Source organism: Pseudoalteromonas sp. PSi26 (genome assembly GCF_054960575.1).
This window is the reverse complement of sequence record NZ_JBHNYT010000011.1, coordinates 1-18132: the sequence shown is the minus strand read 5'-3', so window position 1 is coordinate 18132 and position 18132 is coordinate 1. Positions and strand designations below refer to the sequence as shown.

The 18132-nt window shown below is 40.6% G+C and carries 15 protein-coding genes and 3 tRNA genes; 6 read left to right on the top strand and 12 right to left on the bottom strand.

The annotated features are described in order from the left end of the window. Positions 1-82 precede the first annotated feature (82 nt). Complete coding sequence (locus ACFI34_RS12630; RefSeq protein WP_462673751.1) at positions 83-1159, bottom strand: hemolysin family protein; 1077 nt, start codon at positions 1157-1159, stop codon at positions 83-85. 84 nt (positions 1160-1243) lie between these two features. Here ACFI34_RS12630 and ACFI34_RS12625 point away from each other — a divergent pair, with 84 nt between their 5' ends. Then, complete coding sequence (locus ACFI34_RS12625; protein ID WP_462673750.1) at positions 1244-3739, top strand: alpha/beta hydrolase family protein; 2496 nt, start codon at positions 1244-1246, stop codon at positions 3737-3739. Between the two features lie 185 nt (positions 3740-3924). Beyond that, positions 3925-4629, top strand: a complete 705-nt coding sequence (locus ACFI34_RS12620) for a response regulator transcription factor (RefSeq protein ID WP_006791373.1) — start codon at positions 3925-3927, stop codon at positions 4627-4629. A 33-nt stretch (positions 4630-4662) separates the two neighbouring features. Here the strand turns inward: ACFI34_RS12620 and ACFI34_RS12615 are convergent, their stop codons facing one another. The 7 genes from ACFI34_RS12615 to nudE form a co-directional block, all read right to left on the bottom strand. Then, positions 4663-6171, bottom strand: a complete 1509-nt coding sequence (locus ACFI34_RS12615; RefSeq protein WP_006791374.1) for a YifB family Mg chelatase-like AAA ATPase — start codon at positions 6169-6171, stop codon at positions 4663-4665. Between the two features lie 34 nt (positions 6172-6205). Next, positions 6206-6820, bottom strand: a complete 615-nt coding sequence (locus ACFI34_RS12610) for a trimeric intracellular cation channel family protein (protein WP_006791375.1) — start codon at positions 6818-6820, stop codon at positions 6206-6208. 336 nt (positions 6821-7156) lie between these two features. Then, positions 7157-7233, bottom strand: a tRNA-Met gene (locus ACFI34_RS12605). Positions 7234-7296: 63 nt separating this feature from the next. Next, positions 7297-7373 (bottom strand) — tRNA-Met (locus tag ACFI34_RS12600). Between the two features lie 79 nt (positions 7374-7452). Further along, a tRNA-Met gene (locus ACFI34_RS12595) sits at positions 7453-7529 on the bottom strand. A 136-nt stretch (positions 7530-7665) separates the two neighbouring features. Continuing rightward, a complete protein-coding gene (gene cysQ, locus ACFI34_RS12590) occupies positions 7666-8469 on the bottom strand; it encodes a 3'(2'),5'-bisphosphate nucleotidase CysQ (protein ID WP_462673749.1) in 804 nt (267 codons plus the stop codon). After that, positions 8462-9034, bottom strand: coding sequence for an ADP compounds hydrolase NudE (gene nudE, locus ACFI34_RS12585; RefSeq protein WP_462673832.1), 573 nt, complete (start codon positions 9032-9034; stop codon positions 8462-8464). The genes cysQ and nudE overlap by 8 nt, the downstream gene beginning before the upstream one ends. Positions 9035-9096: 62 nt before the next feature. On the opposite strand from nudE, the gene yrfG reads away from it, so the two are divergent. Continuing rightward, positions 9097-9744: a GMP/IMP nucleotidase gene (gene yrfG, locus ACFI34_RS12580; RefSeq protein WP_462673748.1), complete on the top strand. Its 648-nt coding sequence runs from the start codon at positions 9097-9099 to the stop codon at positions 9742-9744. Here the strand turns inward: yrfG and ACFI34_RS12575 are convergent. The 3 genes from ACFI34_RS12575 to ACFI34_RS12565 all read right to left on the bottom strand — a co-directional run bounded on the left by ACFI34_RS12575 (position 9741) and on the right by ACFI34_RS12565 (position 11155). Next, the gene (locus tag ACFI34_RS12575; RefSeq protein WP_462673747.1) at positions 9741-10364 is read right to left on the bottom strand and encodes a dUTP diphosphatase; all 624 of its coding nucleotides are present in this window, start codon (positions 10362-10364) and stop codon (positions 9741-9743) included. The two genes, yrfG and ACFI34_RS12575, sit on opposite strands and share 4 nt — an antisense overlap. An 81-nt stretch (positions 10365-10445) precedes the next feature. Further along, complete coding sequence (locus ACFI34_RS12570; RefSeq protein ID WP_462673831.1) at positions 10446-10814, bottom strand: YacL family protein; 369 nt, start codon at positions 10812-10814, stop codon at positions 10446-10448. 116 nt (positions 10815-10930) lie between these two features. Further along, positions 10931-11155, bottom strand: coding sequence for a hypothetical protein (locus tag ACFI34_RS12565; RefSeq protein ID WP_006791382.1), 225 nt, complete (start codon positions 11153-11155; stop codon positions 10931-10933). Positions 11156-11469: 314 nt separating this feature from the next. Here ACFI34_RS12565 and uvrD point away from each other — a divergent pair, with 314 nt between their 5' ends. From uvrD to ACFI34_RS12550, 3 genes are all read left to right on the top strand, one after another. Next, a complete protein-coding gene (uvrD, locus tag ACFI34_RS12560) occupies positions 11470-13635 on the top strand; it encodes a DNA helicase II (protein ID WP_462673746.1) in 2166 nt (721 codons plus the stop codon). Next, a complete protein-coding gene (locus ACFI34_RS12555; protein WP_462673745.1) occupies positions 13613-15685 on the top strand; it encodes a tRNA(Met) cytidine acetyltransferase TmcA domain-containing protein in 2073 nt (690 codons plus the stop codon). Before uvrD ends, ACFI34_RS12555 begins: the two co-directional genes overlap by 23 nt. A 100-nt stretch (positions 15686-15785) precedes the next feature. Beyond that, entirely contained in the window at positions 15786-16631 is an 846-nt protein-coding gene (locus ACFI34_RS12550; protein WP_462673744.1) for a chemotaxis protein, read from the top strand. A gap of 48 nt (positions 16632-16679) precedes the next feature. Here ACFI34_RS12550 and ACFI34_RS12545 read toward each other — a convergent pair whose 3' ends face one another. Further along, the gene (locus tag ACFI34_RS12545) at positions 16680-17336 is read right to left on the bottom strand and encodes a nitroreductase family protein (protein WP_462673743.1); all 657 of its coding nucleotides are present in this window, start codon (positions 17334-17336) and stop codon (positions 16680-16682) included. Between the last annotated feature and the right edge of the window lie 796 nt (positions 17337-18132).

Below are 18132 nucleotides of genomic sequence, written 5' to 3'. Positions count from 1 at the left end.
CCGTTTGGCTAAAAAAACACGAGGGCAGACGTTAACTATTGTATTTAAGTAACTAACAATAGCTAACGTTGCGAGTGAAAGGTTACTTTTCTTCTTCAGGATATTCGTCTTCTTCACTTACAATATGCGCACTGCTGGCCAAACGCTTACGCCAGCGTTGCTTTGCCACTGCACGCATATTGGTTGACTGATCGCGTTCGTCGACTATTTCTAAGCCCATTAGTGATTCAATCATATCCTCAAGCGTTACTATGCCGCGCACTTCTCCGTATTCATCCACGACTAAACATATGTGCGTACGCTGAGTTAGTAGCGTTTGCAATAATGACGATACATTTTGAGATGTGGGTACTGTATAAATTGGTTTGATCAGCTTACTGATTTTATAATCGGTGCCTAAACGATGATACGCCAACATAATATCGTTTTTATGCACAAAACCGACAATGTCGTCGGCATCTTTATCGAATATTAATACGCGGGAAAACGATGACGAGCCGTGCTCATTTAAATATTGGTTTACTGTTAAGTCTTTATGTACTTTAAAAATAACTGTGCGTGGCGTCATTAAATCAGACAATTTTGCATGCCTAAAATGTAAAAGATTACGAATAATTTCAGACTCATCTTCGTGCAAAGCGCCCGATTCAGTGCCAATATCGGCCATGGCTTCTATTTCTTGGCGAATATAGTAAGCTTCGTCGTGCTTTGGCCCCATTAGGTTTGTTAACTTTTGCGCACACCATACAAAGGGCTTTAGCGAAATCACCAAAAACCGTAAAGAGTAGGTAACACTTGGCGTTAAGGCTCGCCAATAATTAGCACCCAGAGTTTTTGGAATAATTTCAGAAAGGATTAATACCAGTAAGGTCATAATTGCTGAGGCAATCCCCACTGCGGCATCAGAAAAAACCACAGCCGCTTGCGCCCCTACACCCGCCGCACCCGCTGTATGCGCGATGGTGTTTAAAGTCAAAATAGCTGCCAGTGGCTGATCTATATTATTTTTTAGTTTTTCAAGTTGCTTAGCAAGCACAGGTTGCTCTTTTCTAAGTGATGCAACATAGCTTGGCGAAATGCTTAACAGCACCGCTTCCATCACAGAGCACAAAAACGAAATAACAATGGCCACAACCATATAAACAATCAGTAAAGTCACTTTTTCTCCTTTATATTGGATATGTGAGCATGGTAACAATACATGCTATATTTGACCAAATACCCAATAATAACAGGCACAATAATGAAATTTAATGCACCTTGGTTTTACCGCAACAAGCAATTTAAACGAGCCTTAGGTTTATTAGCCTTTAGCAGTTTAAGCTTTGCAGCAATTGCTGAACCATTGGACAAATCAAAAATTCAATTTATCGGCCCTATTGCCGAAGATATGCAATTAAAACCTTTTCAAACGCCGCATGGCTCAGCCATTATCAACAACCTTTTGCCACAATTACAAGCAAACTCAGACAGTTTTTCTATTTTCGGTAAAAAACAAAGCTGGCAGCCATTCAATAAAGTAAGCGCACTTACCCTTGGCGGACTGCAAGCACTAAAATTTAATATTGAAACAGAGCGTTTTACACAAGGCACCTTAACATTAAAAGGGATTGAAAAGGGGCAATTATTTATTAATGGCGAACCCCAAAAAGGGGATAAAAACAGTTATAAGCTTGCATTAACTAACTCCACCCACAGCGTTATTATTTTGGCGCAACAAGTCGCAAACTGGAGTGATGTGATTATTGATTTCACCCCTAAGAGTGACACTGATAAAATTACGCTAAATACATCATACACAAAGCGCTTATCAGCAAAGCAACTGTTTGATGCGCCAACCATGAGTAATATATCTTTAGCGCCTAACGCAGAGCAATACATAACCACTAAGCGCACTTACGACGATAAAACTCAAAATCAAGCCAACTTGGTTACCGAGTTAAAAAATACCGACAACTCAACTGTATATCGATTTGAAGATGGGCAACCAAGCAACATTATTTGGAGCCCAGATAATCAGTACTTAGTGTATTTATTAAAGGGTGAGCTTAAACAACTTAATCGAAAAAGTTTAGCCATTAAAACACTGGCAAACGACTTAGCCGGCGCCAGTGGCTTCACCTTTTTTAACGACACCAGCCTAGTATTTAGCTGGTCAAAATCACCAGAGAGTAGCAACAACTTAACCAAGCATTATAAAGGCCTTCAAGATCGTTGGTCATACGCGCGCACCACCAGCCAACTTTATATGCTTGATACTAAAAGTGGCTTAACAAAAGCACTTAGCCAAGGCCCGCTTTCTCATAGCTTTGAAGATTTAAATAGTACGCGTGGAAAAGTATTAATGAGCCGTTCGGTTATGGCCATGCAAGCGTCTACTCACCCTGAGACAGAGCTCGTTGAGCTAGATATAAAATCAAACAAGCTTTTGTCACTTGGTAAATTTAAAACATTTAACCAAGCAAAATACGCAAACAAAGACGTGTATGTTGTTGCAGGTCCCGACTTTAAAAATGGTGCTGGCAGAGCGTTGCCAAAGTCAATGCTTGCTAATAACTACGACGGACAGCTTTACCTGTTAACTAACAACGGAAAAAATGTCACTGCGCTCAGTAAACAATTCGACCCATCGATTAGTCAGCTAAGCGTGTTAGAAAACGGCGATGCGGTACTTAAAGTGACCGAAAAAGATACCCAGCCATTGTATCTATTCGACCTCAGTAAGCAGCGCTTTAAAAAGTTAAATACCAATGTGGATATTGTAGAAAAATTTAGCGTTTCACATGGGCGCAATTCACAAGTGTTAATCACCGGCACAAGTGCTTTAGCACCGCAACAGCTCAAACGCCTTAATATTAGTAAAAACAAAACCGATCTTATTTGGGATTCAAAACCAATTGCTTATGCCAATACAACAATACCCACCCTTGAAGAGTTTAACTTTACTAATAAAAGTGGCGTTGAAATAACCGGGCGTGTTTATGTGCCAAGTAACCTAGATAAAACTAAAAAGTACCCTGCACTTGTTTATTATTACGGTGGTACATCACCTGTTACCCGTGGTTTTACTGGCCGTTACCCATTTAACTTATGGGCCGAAAACGGTTATGTGGTTTATGTATTACAACCTACCGGCGCAACAGGTTTTGGACAAAAGTTCTCAGCACAACACGTCAATGCATGGGGTGATTACACCGCCGACGATATTATCGAAGGAACACAGGCTTTTTTAAAACAATACGACTACGTAGATAACACTAAGGTCGGTAATTTAGGTGCCTCTTATGGTGGCTTTATGACTATGCTATTGGCAACAAAAACCGATTTATTTAGCGCTTCTATTTCCCATGCCGGTATTTCAAACTTAACCTCTTATTGGGGCGAAGGGTGGTGGGGCTACTTATACTCTGGTGAAGCATCTAAAAGCAGCTTCCCATGGAATAACGCCAATCTGTATAGCCAACATAGCCCGGTATTTCATGCAGACAAAGTAACTACACCATTACTGCTTATTCATGGTGACAGTGATACTAACGTACCCGTAGGCGAAAGCTTAACAATGTACACCGCACTTAAACTACTAAATAAAGACGTGGAGCTTATTGAGTATAAAGGCGCCGATCATCAAATTTTTGCGCGCGATAAGCGCTTTAACTGGTGGAATACTATGCTGGCATACTTTGATAAAAAACTAAAAGACGAACCACAATGGTGGGATTCAATGTACGAAAATAAGTAATTTAAACCGGAATTTTATATCTTTATGAAAAGCGCCCTTGAATATGGGGCGCTTTTTTTGATTTTTTTATAATTATTTTAATATTTTTGAAATATTAAGTTACTTAAAACTAGCATGTAACCCCTTCTCAGTATTTACCTAATGGTGCTACCATACAAAGCTACAAGCATTTAAAATAAAGTACTATGGCTATTAATGTTTTATTGGTTGAAGACGATGAAATACTCGTTAAACGCATTCAAAATCACTTTGCAGAGACCGAATTTACAATAGAAGTAGACTCAACTGGCGCTGATGCATTGAGCATCGTTAGGCAGCGAGTTAACCTGCGTGATGCATTTACCCTCGCTATTATTGATATTGTACTGCCTAAAATAGACGGCCTTCAGCTCGCTAAAGAACTTAATACACTAACAGATATTGGTGTTATTGTGCTTTCTAGTCGTGATTCACAAGCAGATCGAATAGCAGGCCTTGCACAAGGTGCTGACGACTATATTTGTAAGCCTGTTGATTTGCTTGAGCTTGAACTGCGCATGCGCGCTTTATATAAGCGCGTTGCCGTTAATATGGATAGCGACGAAAGCGAAGAGTTTATTGAATACGCCGACTTTAAATTACATCCCGATAATCGCACCCTTATTACCTCCTCGGGTGTTGAATCACGTTTAACTGAAGCAGAGCACAAAGTACTTATTTGCTTAATAAGTAATGCAGGTAAAGCCACTTCACGTGAAAAAATATCTGAAGAAATAGGACAGCCCGATTGGAGCCCTAACGATCGTACAGTCGATGTTCTTATTGGTCGATTACGTAAAAAACTAAACGATGAAAAAGATCAAAAGCGTATTGTCACTGTGCGTGGTAAAGGTTATATGCTCTCTTTATAGCCGCTAGTAAAAACAGTTTAGCCTCAATTTAAGCTACTTAGTAAGTTGAGCAATTAAACGTTCAAAGGCTCTGTAATTTAATGCCTCTTTTAAATCGTCTAGGCTAATTTTTTCATTCCCTTTTAAATCGCTAATCGTACGCGCTACTTTAATGACCCTATGATAAGAGCGCGGCGATAAAGACAGCTTTTCACTAGCTTTAGCTAAAAACTGCAGCTCTGCTGGGGCAAGCTCACAGTGGATGCTCATTTCTTTATTATTAAGCCGCGCATTCACCTTACCTTGGCGTTTTAACTGTATGTAATAAGCTGCTTCTACCCGCGCACGCACCTGTGCACTGGTTTCTTCTTGTTTAGTGCTTTGCAGTTCTACGCTTGTTAACCGTGGTAGTTCTATTTGCAAATCAATACGGTCAACAAATGGGCCTGATACACGAGATAAGTAACGTATAACTTGATCGGGTGTTGCTCGTTTATCGGTGTGGCTTCCCGTAGGACTTGGGTTTAACGCTGTAATGAGCTGAAACTGCGCAGGGAACTCCATTTGCCGCGCCGCACGCGAAATAGTTACCGTACCGGTTTCCATTGGCTCACGAAGGGAGTCGAGCACTTTGCGCTCAAACTCTGGTAGCTCATCTAAAAATAATACCCCATTGTGTGCCAGCGAAATTTCACCCGGCTTAGGATTTGATGAACCCCCTACTAATGCAACCGCCGAGCAGGTATGATGAGGATTACGAAAAGGGCGCTGCCGCCAGTTTGTTAAATCGATTGAATGACCAATAATTGAATAAAGTGCGGCAGTTGAAAGTGCCTCGTCATCAGACATAGCCGGCATTATTGTGGCCATTCGCTGAGCAAGCATTGATTTACCGGTTCCCGGTGGACCTAAAAACAGCAAGTTGTGCCCGCCTGCAGCGGCTATTTCTAATACACGTTTAGCGCCGGGTTGACCTTTTACGTCGCTCAAATCGAGTAAAAAGTCAGGTGCCTGCGTACAGTCTGGATACTCTATATTTAACGGCAACGGCTGCTGGTTTAGTAAATCACCCCATACTTCTTGAATCGAACTTACCGCTTTACGTTTTACGCCATTTACAAGGCTTGCCAGGCTATCATTAGCTATGGGTAAAAAACAGCAGCGGTTTTGTTCTTTAGCTGCAAGTACAGAGGGCAAAATAGCATTTACTCCACGTACCTCACCGTTGAGTGCAAGCTCACCGTAAAACTCATATTTATGAATATCAGGGCACACTATTTGCCCTGATGCCACCAAAATGCCTACGGCAATCGCCAAATCAAACCGGCCACCGTCTTTGGGTAAGTCGGCGGGCGCTAAATTAACAGTAATGCGTTGATCAGGAAAACCAAATTGAGAGTTTTCCAGCGCGCTGCGCACTCTGTCTTTTGACTCTTTAACAGAGGCCTCAGGAAGGCCTACAATGTGGAATGCGGGTAAACCAGTTCCTAAGTGAACCTCTACAATAACTTCAGGGGCATTAATACCTACCTGAGCACGAGAATATATACGAGCTAATGACATTCCTTATCCTAACCAATCCTATGATTAAGTAAGTTTAGTCAGGATATTTAAAAACGTGTAATGTGATTTTCCATTTTATTGCTGAAAAACGTAAGAATAATGTCATCAACATTGCCAATACCATCGCCAGCTCAGTCACAAATGAAAAATACACACTAAGTGTATAAACAATACCACCCGCAATACAGGTAATGGCATAGAGCTCTCCTTTTAACAACATAGGGATTTCGCGGGCGAGCACATCACGTATTAAGCCTCCAAAACAAGCCGTTATGACTCCCATTATGATTGCTGTCATTTCTGGCATGCCTGCAAGTAGTGCTTTTTGAGTACCCATTACAGCAAAAAAAGCCAAGCCGAATGCATCCGCTATTTGAAGTGTGTAATACGGAATTGATTTTTGCTTATTAATAAGCCGAGACGTAATAAGCACTGCGGCTAAAATAGCGAAAAAATAACTCTGGTCATGCAACCAAAATACCGGCACATCTAAAATAACATCACGCACCGTTCCTCCACCAATAGCGGTCACTGTTGCTAATACTACAACCCCAAAACCATCCATTTTTTTCTCGTAGGCCACTAATGTGCCTGAAATAGCAAACACAGCAATGCCGATTAAATCAAACCAGTGGTAAAGTTCTGTCATGTAAAAGTGCGCTTAAAAATATTTCAGCCGTTTTAACATACCCAGCACGGGGTGTTAAGTAATAAAAAACTTAAAATGATTAGTATAAGTAAATGGGGTAAATGTAATCACAGCTTTGTTATTAGGTATCACTGAATTTCAGGCATAAAAAAACACGCTTTTAGCGTGTTGCTTTATATAGTGCTTTTATTTCAGTGGTTGCGGGAGCCGGATTTTAATAGATGGCCTTTGCTGGCTAATGAAGAGCTGAGACCGACGAGCTACTCATTTCACTGAATTTCAGGCATAAAAAAACACGCTTTAGGCGTGTTGCTTTAATAGTGCTTTTTATTTCAGTGGTTGCGGGAGCCGGATTTGAACCGACGACCTTCGGGTTATGAGCCCGACGAGCTACCAGGCTGCTCCATCCCGCGCCTGAAATATGCATACTTATTTAACGTTGCTTACATTACAACGTGGCGTCCAATTTAAAAAATTGGTTGCGGGAGCCGGATTTGAACCGACGACCTTCGGGTTATGAGCCCGACGAGCTACCAGGCTGCTCCATCCCGCGCCTGTATATTTAAAGTCTATCGACTACTTAATTTTATCTCTTAAGTTAGAGTTTACAGTAACCAAGTTTTATAAAAAATTGGTTGCGGGAGCCGGATTTGAACCGACGACCTTCGGGTTATGAGCCCGACGAGCTACCAGGCTGCTCCATCCCGCGCCTGTAATTTCTTTAAAACATTTTCGTAATATTTACGAGCCTGCCTTGAAGAGAGCGCTACTATATAGGAATAAACTTAGAATGCAAGGTTTTAACTACCTAAAACTGTTCAAGTGAACAAAAAGCAATCAAAACTCTATTCTATACTCGCTCTTTGGTGAGGAGTAATCATTTTTTGAAACTCCCAATCAGGGTGGCCCATTACAATAAAGTCTGGGTTTTCAGTGCTCTCACGTTGGTTATAGGTTAAAGGGTTAAACTCTGCATCAGTAATGCAGCCGCCCGCTTCTTCTACAATAACTTGTGAAGCCCCTGTATCCCACTCACCCGTTGGGCCTATTCTTAAAAAGCAGTCCGCTTTACCCTCAGCAACAATACATGCTTTTAACGAGCACGAACCAACTGCAATAGTTGTAAATTGGCTATTTAAGTATTGACTCACCGACTCAATTTTCTGACGGCGACTTACCGCTAGTGTTAAACTTTCAGGCGGAGCTACGTATATTCGTGTGTCGCTCTTTTCTTCACGCTTAAAAGCACCATTTTTAGCACTCGCAAAATACGTAATACCTTTTGACGGCCAATGAATTACACCCAACACAGGGTGGTTATTTTCAATAAGCGCAATATTTACCGCAAAATCACCACTTTCTAAAATAAATTCACCTGTGCCATCCATGGGATCAAGTAACCAATAACGCTGCCAATCTTGCCTATCGGCTAATGCAGGAATAGGTGTTTCTTCCGACATAATAGGAATATCGGGCGCAAGTGCCTTTAAGCCTGCAACAAGCACATCATTTGCAGCTAAATCGGCTTTAGTTACTGGTGTGTGGTCTGACTTTTCTTGTTGGCCAATATCATCTTTTTTGTATATAGCCATAATGGCATCGCCTGCACGTTCGGCTAATTCAATACAAGGTTCTAATAAATTATTCATCGGCAGCTCCAGATGCTAAGTACTTATCTAATAATAGCAAAGCGGCAACACTTCGTGCTTCGGTAAAATCAACTTGCTCTAATAATGACTGCCATTGCGTTAATGGCCACTTAACAACAACTAAAGGCTCAGGCTCATCGCCAAGGAGCGTTTGCGGATATAATTGCTTAGCAAATAAAATGTGCATAGTGGCATTAAAATAACTGGGTGCCATGGTCACTGTTTTTAATGGTTTAAAAAAGTCTGCGCCAAAACCTACTTCTTCTTTAAGTTCTCTATTAGCAGCTTGCTCTGGCGTTTCGCCTGGGTCGATAAGTCCTTTAGGAAAACCTAGCTGGTAGTCATTGGTGCCCGCGCAATACTCACGCACTAGCAGCATTTCGTTATCGGCCGTTATAGGCACAATCATTACAGCGCCCCTGCCACCACCTCGAATACGTTCATACTGACGCTCTTCGTCATTCGAAAATTTAAGCTCTAAAGATTCCACAGTAAATAGGCGACTTTTAGCGACAACATTATTACTTAGGATTTGAGGAGGTGTTGGATGCTTTTTCTGTGTCATTGGCGTTAATTTGCTATCATGGCAGTTGTGCTTAATCATAAACTTTTCACAGGGAAAAGCCCATGCTAAATTGGTCAAAAATCGATACCGTTTTACTTGATATGGACGGAACACTTCTCGATTTACATTATGACAGCCATTTTTGGTTAACTGTTCTTCCACAACAACATGCCTTAGCCAAAAATATAAGCTTAAGCGAAGCAAAAAAAGATATTTTTAAACGCTACCAAGCTGTAAGTGGCCAAATTGAGTGGTACTGCTTAGATTATTGGGAAGATCAGCTTCAATTACCAATTATGGATTTAAAACGAGAAACACAGCACCTTATAAAAGTTCGTGACGACGTGCCCTATTTTTTAACGGAGCTAAAAAAAGCAGGAAAAGAGCTTATATTGCTTACCAACGCACATCCAGAAAACGTCATGATGAAATTTGAACACACCGCAATCGATAATTATTTAGATGGTGTTGTGTCGACGCATGAATATGGCGTCAGCAAAGAGCAGCAAAGTTTATGGCACCAAGTACAAAACGATTTAGGGTTTAACAAAACACGCACTTTGTTTGTTGACGACAGCGTAGCTGTATTAAATGCCGCAAAAGAATACGGCATTGGACACTTACTTGCGGTTGCCAACCCCGACAGCCAGCAACCACACAACGAAATAGCCGATTACTTAAATGTAACCGACTACCGTACTATTATTTAGCTTTTTGGGTAACGTGCCTCAAGGCCTTGGTAAACTAACTTTGCAAAGTCTGCATGTTCGGTATCAAGGCTTTTGACCACTTCAACCAAGTGTTCGTTATCTTCTTGGCCGTTCCATACTTTAATGTAGCTACCATCTTGATAACCATGGTCTTGGCGGAAAAAATTTAAGGTGTTTTTACCGACGTAACCACGGTATAAATCGTCAATATCCATGCCCATTTGTGCCATACAACCGGCAAATGCTGCTGCATTAAACGCTTTATCTGCAACTGCAGATGCCGCAAGTATTTCTAACGTTTGTTTAAAGTCATCAGCTTGCTGTACTTGGCTCAACTCACTTTCTAATTGCTTTGCTAAATCTTGATAGCTTGTTTTACCGTCAATACGTAGCGACAAACCAAAGTGAAAAATATCAACTAATTCTAAAATAACTTGCTCGGTATCGGGTGTTTGTTTTTTCCACCACTTCCAGCCATGGTGATCTAGCATTTCGGCACACTCAACCCAAATAGCGCGATACCATTCAAACCCTTGTGTAAACCATTGCTCATGCACTTTTGTATTCATGGCGTTTTGCATTTCTAGCATGACTACTAGCTTATTTAAATTGGCAGACATATCAATTCCTGTCGTTTTTAGTTGTTTTAATAATACAGAGAAAGCGCTGTTTTTGCATTTGCTATGTCTGTTTTAATTATTTTATCGATTACTGGTAAACTCACACCACGACTCGATTAAGTCAATAAAGTCTTCAAAACCACAACCACTGCTTAAGTCGTTTTCTTCAAGCATTAAATCGTCATCTTGGTAGGCAATTAAGTCTTCGCTGTCTTGGTGCAGTGCATGCGCTTCAAATAAGGCTTCATCTTTAGATAAAATTAAATCTATTTCTTGGCCTTTTAAAGTCACAGGCTCAAAACTCGTTTTTACCGACGCAATAAGTGCTTGCACCATAGCCACTTTGTCTTTGCCAATTTCTTCGTTTAACCAACGGCCAATGATTGCATGCTCGCTGCTTATTTTAATGCGCAGCCCACTAATAGGGTCGCGAATAAATTGATATTCCATAGGGTTTGCCTGTAACTCTTTAATTGCGTAATTATATACGTAAACGCCCGCAAACCACAGGACATATAAAGCAAAATAGCGCCACATGGGCGCCATTTTATTCAGCTCTAAAGCTGTTAACTTCGCGATCTATAACGCGCGGCGTCAATAATTGACCATAAGTAAATAATAGGCACTAATACAAAACCAACGAGTACATATATAAGTGCATAACTTATGACAATGGCTAGTGCAAAAAATATAGCAGCTAAAATACGCCCTTGTACTAGTTGCCCTAAACCAGGAAAAAATATATTACACAACGCAGCAATTACATTACCGCCAGACCCTTGATCAGCCATACTCACCTCTGTAGTTAATTAATTTTAAATTTTAGTTATCTACTTACTATCACACTTTATGCCAATTTATTAAAGCTTAAAAATCAGTTAGTTAAATTACGACTCACTAATTGCTTTGGTATTTTTTACTAAATATAGGTCAATTTGATTATTTTTATTATTAATTTTAGTTACTTATCCATACCAAAAAAACTATCCTGCCAATTGGTTTTAGAGGCAATTTTTATAATAGCTGTTCATAAAAACAGTATTTTATTTAGCCTAACAAAAACACCTGTTATACTGCCCTCAATATTGATTAAAAAGGCGTAACGATGGACGTTTCAGAATTACTCGACGGCTTAAATGACAAACAACGCGATGCCGTTGCAGCCCCATTACAAAACATGCTGGTATTGGCAGGTGCTGGGTCTGGTAAAACACGAGTGTTGGTTCATCGTATTGCGTGGCTTATGCAGGTTGAGCAAGCCTCTGCTTATAGTATTTTTGCGGTAACCTTTACCAATAAAGCAGCGAAAGAAATGCGCACACGTGTTGAAGAAACCTTAAAAGCACCCGTCGGTGGCATGTGGATTGGTACTTTCCATGGTTTATCACATCGAATTTTACGCGCTCATCACCGTGAAGCTAACTTACCAGAAGCCTTTCAAATATTAGACTCTGATGACCAACTTCGTATGATTAAGCGCTTATTAAAATCAATGAATATTGATGATAAAAAGTGGCCAGCTAAACAGTTTGGCTGGTACATCAGCGCTAAAAAAGACGAGGCACTTCGTCCTAAAGATATTCAAGCGTATGACATAAACGAGCAAATGATGTTGCGTGTATATGCCGCCTATCAGGAAGCCTGTGACAGGGCTGGTTTGGTCGATTTTGCTGAAATACTGCTACGCAGCTATGAAGTATTAAAAAATAACCCGACGTTACTTCGCCACTACCAACAGCGCTTTGCGCACATGCTAGTAGACGAGTTCCAAGATACCAATACCATTCAATACGCATGGTTAAAGCTGCTTGCTGGTGATACACAAAGCATTATGATTGTAGGCGACGATGACCAAAGTATTTACGGTTGGCGCGGCGCTAAAATAGAAAACATTAAACGCTTTTTAACTGATTTTGATGCCGAAACCATTCGTCTTGAGCAAAACTACCGCTCAACCGCAACCATTCTAAAAGCATCTAATGCGCTAATTAAAAATAACTCAGAGCGCATGGGGAAAAGCTTATGGACCGACGGTAACGACGGCGAACCTATTTCTATTTATGCCGCATTTAACGAATTAGACGAAGCCCGCTTTGTAAGTAGCAAATTACGCAGCTGGCTAAATGCCGGAAATGCATTGCAAGACGCTGCTATTTTGTACCGTAGTAACGCGCAATCTCGTGTACTTGAAGAAGCGATGCTACAAGAAGGCTTAAAATACCGTATTTACGGTGGTATGCGATTCTTCGAGCGTCAAGAAATTAAAGATGCGCTATCGTACTTACGCTTAGTAGGTAATCGCCAAGACGACGCCGCATTTGAGCGTGTAATTAATACTCCTGCTCGCGGTATTGGCGATAAAACATTAAGTCATATACGTGATTGTGCTCGTGCTGAGTCACTTCCGCTTTGGTACGCAGCTAAAGCTATTGTTGAACAACAGCACTTATCAGGCCGAGCAGCTGGCGCTGTAACAAAGTTTGTAGAGCTTGTTGAGCACATTGAAGACAAAATTAGCGATCTCACTTTACAAGAACAAGCTAAATACACAATTCAAACCTCTGGCCTTATGGCTATGTATCAAGCTGAAAAAGGCGAAAAAGGCCGAGCTCGTGTAGAAAACTTAGAAGAGCTTATAAGTGCCTGCGATCAGTACGAACTCCCTGAAGAAGAAGAGTTTAGCTCACCCCTGCAAGGCTTTTTAGCCTATACCTCGCTTGAATCTGGCGAAGGACAAGCCGACGAACACGAAGACGCGGTACAAATGATGACGCTTCACTCAGCTAAAGGCTTAGAATTCCCGCTTGTATTTATGGTGGGCGTAGAAGAAGGCATGTTTCCATCGCAGCAAAGTAATGAAGAGTCTGGCCGCCTCGAAGAAGAACGTCGCCTTTGTTACGTCGGCATGACTCGTGCTATGGATAAGTTATACATTAGCCACGCCGAAAGCCGCCGCCTTTATGGACAAGAGAAATACCATAGTCCTTCACGTTTTTTACGCGAAATTCCTGAAGACTGCGTTGAAGAAATTCGTATCAAAACGCAAGTTTCGCGACCACCGGCAGCAGGTCGCTTTAGTGCATCAGTAAGCCATGCCGCCTTTGAAAACAGCGGCTTTAACTTAGGTCAACGTGTACTGCATGCCAAGTTTGGTATTGGCACGGTACTTAACTATGAAGGTAGCGGCGCTCAATCGCGCGTACAGGTAAACTTTGATGACTTAGGCAGCAAATGGTTAGTAACGGCTTATGCACGATTACAAGCTGTATAAAGCTTACATAAACACGTTAGAAAAAACACTGGTTGGCGCTTATCATCGCCAACTTGTGCTTATTACTGGCAGTACCGCTTGGTGCTACAAGCTGTTAGGTGAATTACTTCAAACTGAAAACACACTCGTCGTTTCTAAAAATACCACATTAAATAACGCGCAGTGGCCTAATCGTACTCATCAGATTTTAGGGCAAGAATATTCACACGCCGTATACGATGGCTTTAGTGGCTTACACCCTGATATATTGGCAGCCATTGCAGGTACAGTAAAAGCAGGCGGTATTTTATATTTACTGCTACCAGAATTAAGCGAGCTTTCAACTTGGCCAGATCCTGCGCTAAGCACAGTGCAGTCTTACGGGTACAAAGTAAACTATAGTTTTTTTAATGAACGCATTGCCCGCGTTATACAATCGTTACCCGCTTTTCATTTCAGTGAATTACATGGCTGTACACGTAATATCATCAGCGAAAGCTCTACCAATAAAATAGATTTTGAACCGCAACAGCATTGTGTAGAAAATATAATTAGAGTGGCTCATGGTCGCGCTAATCGCCCTTTACTTATTAATGCCGATAGAGGCCGTGGTAAATCTGCAGCGCTTGGACTTGCTGCTGCAAAACTTATAGATAAAAAAATACTAATTTGCAGCACACAATTTAAAGCCACTCATAGTAGCTTTAAACACTTAAGCAATGAGTTAAACATCCCCTTCGATAGTAAAAGTAAGCAGCTTGCCAATTTACAGTACATTGCTCCAGACTCATTATTAAGCTCGTTGCCAGAGTGTGATTTATTACTTGTTGACGAGGCAGCTGCAATACCTGTTCCCTTGTTGTTCAAAATGCTTAAGCATTATCCGCGTATTGTATTTGCAAGCACTTTAGTAGGCTATGAGGGCAATGGTAGGGGTTATACAATTAGGTTTAGTCAGTATGTTAAAGCAAAGTACAAAGCCGCTAATATTGTCACACTTGATGCACCGTTAAGGTTTGCAAAAGCAGACCCGTTAGAGCGCTATATACGCACTTTACTCGCACTCGAAGCACAGTACGAAGAAATACAAAGCAATGGCTTAAATAAGCTAGTCCACAGTGAAATTACTCAACAACAACTCACAAACAACGAGCCGTTACTTGAGCAGGTTATTGCATTACTTTCCTTAGCACATTATCAAAGTAGCGTTAATGATTTACGCCAGCTACTTGATGCGCCTGCGCAACGATTATTCATAACCCAGATAAATAACCAATTAGTAGGAGTGTGTTTAATCTCAATAGAGGGCGGATTACCCCTCGAGCTAACTGAGCAAGTACTAAAAGGTGAACGCCGCCCTCAAGGGCATTTAATGGCACAGACTCTCTCGCAGCTAAGCAATGATCCCCAGTGCCTTACCCAATTCTCTGCCCGCGTAGTAAGAATTGCTGTTGCTCCTAACCTTCACAGTCTAGGGCTAGGTAAAGCGCTACTGAGTTACTGCGAATCAAAAGTAAGTAATGAGTGTTATTGGTTTGGAGCTAGTTTTGGCGCTACGGCTGAGCTATTAAAATTTTGGCAAAGCCAAGGATTTAGTACCATAAAGCTTGGCTATCAAAAAGATAAAAGCACTGGCGAGCACTCAGCACTCGTTGTGAAGTATTTAAACAACAATACAAGTACGCTGAAACAATTAAAAGCTGATTTTCAAAACGATATATTTTATGCCTTACTCACACACTTTAAGCACCTTGACTGGCAGCTTGTAAGTGTACTTATTGCCCCGTTTAAAAATAAACCTATAAGTACAGATACGCAAAAACGTATAGCACGACAACTTAATAGTCATTTTTCTCGATTTAGTATTTCGGCCACTATTTGGCAAGTTATCACTGAGACGCCCTCAATCATTAATTACTTAACACAAAGCGATAAGCAATTATTAATTAAGTTAATTTTGCAAAATGAAAGCGATGCAAACGTCATTGAGCAATTAAATATACAAGGCAAAAAAGAGCTTGAAACATGCTTTAAACAAGCAGTGTTAAAACTAGCTAAAGCCATCAAATAACCCACCCCCTTAATACAATGATTAATTACCACAGTTACTTAAGCTATTTGGTAGATTTGTTCTATTCTTAATACATTAATGGGTAAATTAAGATAAAGGCATGGAATTAATAAACTTTAAAGTGGGCTGCAAAACCATTTCTCTGAAAATACTTGATATCTTATTAACCGAGCGCTTTGATAATAATCTCACAACACTACCAAACAACAACAAAAGCTTTATTGGTGTTAAAGATTATATGGATATCCCTACTCCAGTTTTCGATTTAGGAATTATTTTAAATAATATATCAACGGAGCAAAGCAACAAACATATTTTAAAACAGCTAAGATCATGGCAAGACAAACAAACTAGCTGGTTCAATACACTAGAAAGGAACCTCTTAACTCAATCAGAAACATTAACTATTAATGAAACGGAGCTTCAAGACTTTATTATTTTTTACCAAGAGTTCAACACCGACAATCCTGATTTAAAGCTTACTATGTCTCGCTTTAATGAACCTTTCGAATTATTACTCACACAAGCTAAGCAAACAGTCACAGCTCACAAGCAAGGTGAACATAAGCAGGTAAACAACTTACTTAGCAAAATAAAAAGTAGCAGTATTGCCCAGCTAGAAAGACTGTATGAATCTGCAAAAGAGCAAATTACTTTAGATTACAAACCAATAATTGTATTCACAACGAAAGACGGTATAAACCCTCATGTGGGGCTACTCGTCGATAAAGTGGAAGACAGCCTAGATTATAAAAAAGAAGACATCAAACCATTAGATAAGCTAACTGATATAGGCTTTGATATAGACCCACAAACTAAAGGTATGATGCGAGGCCTAATAAAAATGGCCGAAAACCATAGTGTGCTTATCGATCCTAGTGTCATATTTAAACCAGCTACGCTGCAAGAAGAAACCGAAAAAACAGAAGCGTATGGCTTATTTTAGACACAAAAAAGCCGAGATAGCCTCGGCTTTTTAATAAAGTTTTTTATGCTATACGGTTGTTATAATATCTTCTACCGCTAAACGCGCCTTTGGCAAACCATGGTTCCAGTCTTCGTCGGTATTAGGGTAACCCATTGCTAGTGCAACTTCACAAATATGACCGTCAAGTTCAGCATTAAACTTCTCACTAATTAGCTCTGGGTCAACGCCTTCCATTGGAGTCGACGCTATGTTCAATCGCGCTAATGTATGCAGCACATTACCAAGTGCTAAGTAAACCTGCGCCTTAGTCCAACTACCGTTGTAACCATTTTCATCTGTGTTCATTTCAGCGAACGCGTAAGCCCCCATGAAGTTATCACGCATATCTGCTGGTAAATGGCCAGAGCTGACTTCCACATCAACACGCTTTGAAAACTTTTCTTTCGTAAAGTTAGGATCATAAGCAAGTAATAATGTATGCGATGCCTCTTTAGCATGATGCTGATTAAACTGATGTTTATTTGCAAAAGTGTCGTGCAAGCGTTGTTTACCCTCTTCACTCTCAACAAGAATAAACTTCCAAGGTTGAGAATTTATTGAAGAAGCAGACAGACGAATTGCTTCTTTAATTACTTCCAGATCTTCTGCAGAAATACGTTTTGATGAATCATATTGCTTTGCAGTGTATCTATTATGTAAGTCTTTAATGATTTGGTGAGACATGCTTTTCTCCGTCTTAATGTAAGTATGTAAATACAAGATGGAGCTAGTTTAATTGCTTAATGAGCATTTGATAATTAGCAATAAAGTTAAAAGACTTTATAAATAAAATTGATAATAGATAAACCATATCTCTCGACTAATTGATCTAACTTAAACGAATAACACTGTTCACAAAGAGGCGCTTCGCTTAGGAGACGCAGCGCTTTAGAGAAGAAAGTGCTAAATATTACTTTCCTGCAAACGTAAAAAAGCCCGACTCTTTCGAATCGGGCTTGCTTGTATTTGAAGTCGGTGCGATACGCAGTAGAATGTCGTGGAGCCCACAGCAGTGGAGAGCCACAGTGCAATGCTGAACTCTCATCGCTCAATGTATTGGATAGCTAGAATAATGTTCACAAAGAGGCGCTTCGCTTAGGAGACGCTGCGCTTTAGAGAAGGGAATGCTGAATATTACTTTTTTATAGACGTAAAAAAGCCCGACTATCGCTAGTCGGGCTTTCTACAATTTGAAGCCTGGTAATGTCGTGGTGCCAACAGCGGTGGAGAGTCACATAGCAAATGGGATACTATCATTGGTCGGGGCTCGCCTTCGAGCTGTTTTGTTTGATGTATAGGAATACGAATGCCGTGAAGTACAGGATGTACGAGAGCGGCCACTATTGAGTTCGGCATGGGGTCTTGGCTATTTTTATTAAACCCCAGACAGAAAAAAACCCGTCACATTGCTGTAACGGGTTTCTACAATTTGAAGCCTGGTAATGTCCTACTTTCACATAGCAAATGCTACACTATCATC

Bases quoted from the DNA above. Each gene is read 5' to 3' on its own strand.
- ACFI34_RS12550 (WP_462673744.1), top strand. From the start codon at position 15,786: ATGGAATTAATAAACTTTAAAGTGGGCTGCAAAACCATTTCTCTGAAA.
- ACFI34_RS12610 (WP_006791375.1), bottom strand. From the start codon at position 6,820: ATGACAGAACTTTACCACTGGTTTGATTTAATCGGCATTGCTGTGTTT.
- ACFI34_RS12615 (WP_006791374.1), bottom strand. From the start codon at position 6,171: ATGTCATTAGCTCGTATATATTCTCGTGCTCAGGTAGGTATTAATGCC.
- uvrD (WP_462673746.1), top strand. From the start codon at position 11,470: ATGGACGTTTCAGAATTACTCGACGGCTTAAATGACAAACAACGCGAT.
- ACFI34_RS12555 (WP_462673745.1), top strand. From the start codon at position 13,613: ATGCACGATTACAAGCTGTATAAAGCTTACATAAACACGTTAGAAAAA.
- ACFI34_RS12620 (WP_006791373.1), top strand. From the start codon at position 3,925: ATGGCTATTAATGTTTTATTGGTTGAAGACGATGAAATACTCGTTAAA.
- ACFI34_RS12545 (WP_462673743.1), bottom strand. From the start codon at position 17,336: ATGTCTCACCAAATCATTAAAGACTTACATAATAGATACACTGCAAAG.
- yrfG (WP_462673748.1), top strand. From the start codon at position 9,097: ATGCTAAATTGGTCAAAAATCGATACCGTTTTACTTGATATGGACGGA.
- ACFI34_RS12625 (WP_462673750.1), top strand. From the start codon at position 1,244: ATGAAATTTAATGCACCTTGGTTTTACCGCAACAAGCAATTTAAACGA.
- cysQ (WP_462673749.1), bottom strand. From the start codon at position 8,469: ATGAATAATTTATTAGAACCTTGTATTGAATTAGCCGAACGTGCAGGC.
- ACFI34_RS12575 (WP_462673747.1), bottom strand. From the start codon at position 10,364: ATGTCTGCCAATTTAAATAAGCTAGTAGTCATGCTAGAAATGCAAAAC.
- nudE (WP_462673832.1), bottom strand. From the start codon at position 9,034: ATGACACAGAAAAAGCATCCAACACCTCCTCAAATCCTAAGTAATAAT.
- ACFI34_RS12570 (WP_462673831.1), bottom strand. From the start codon at position 10,814: ATGGAATATCAATTTATTCGCGACCCTATTAGTGGGCTGCGCATTAAA.
- ACFI34_RS12565 (WP_006791382.1), bottom strand. From the start codon at position 11,155: ATGGCTGATCAAGGGTCTGGCGGTAATGTAATTGCTGCGTTGTGTAAT.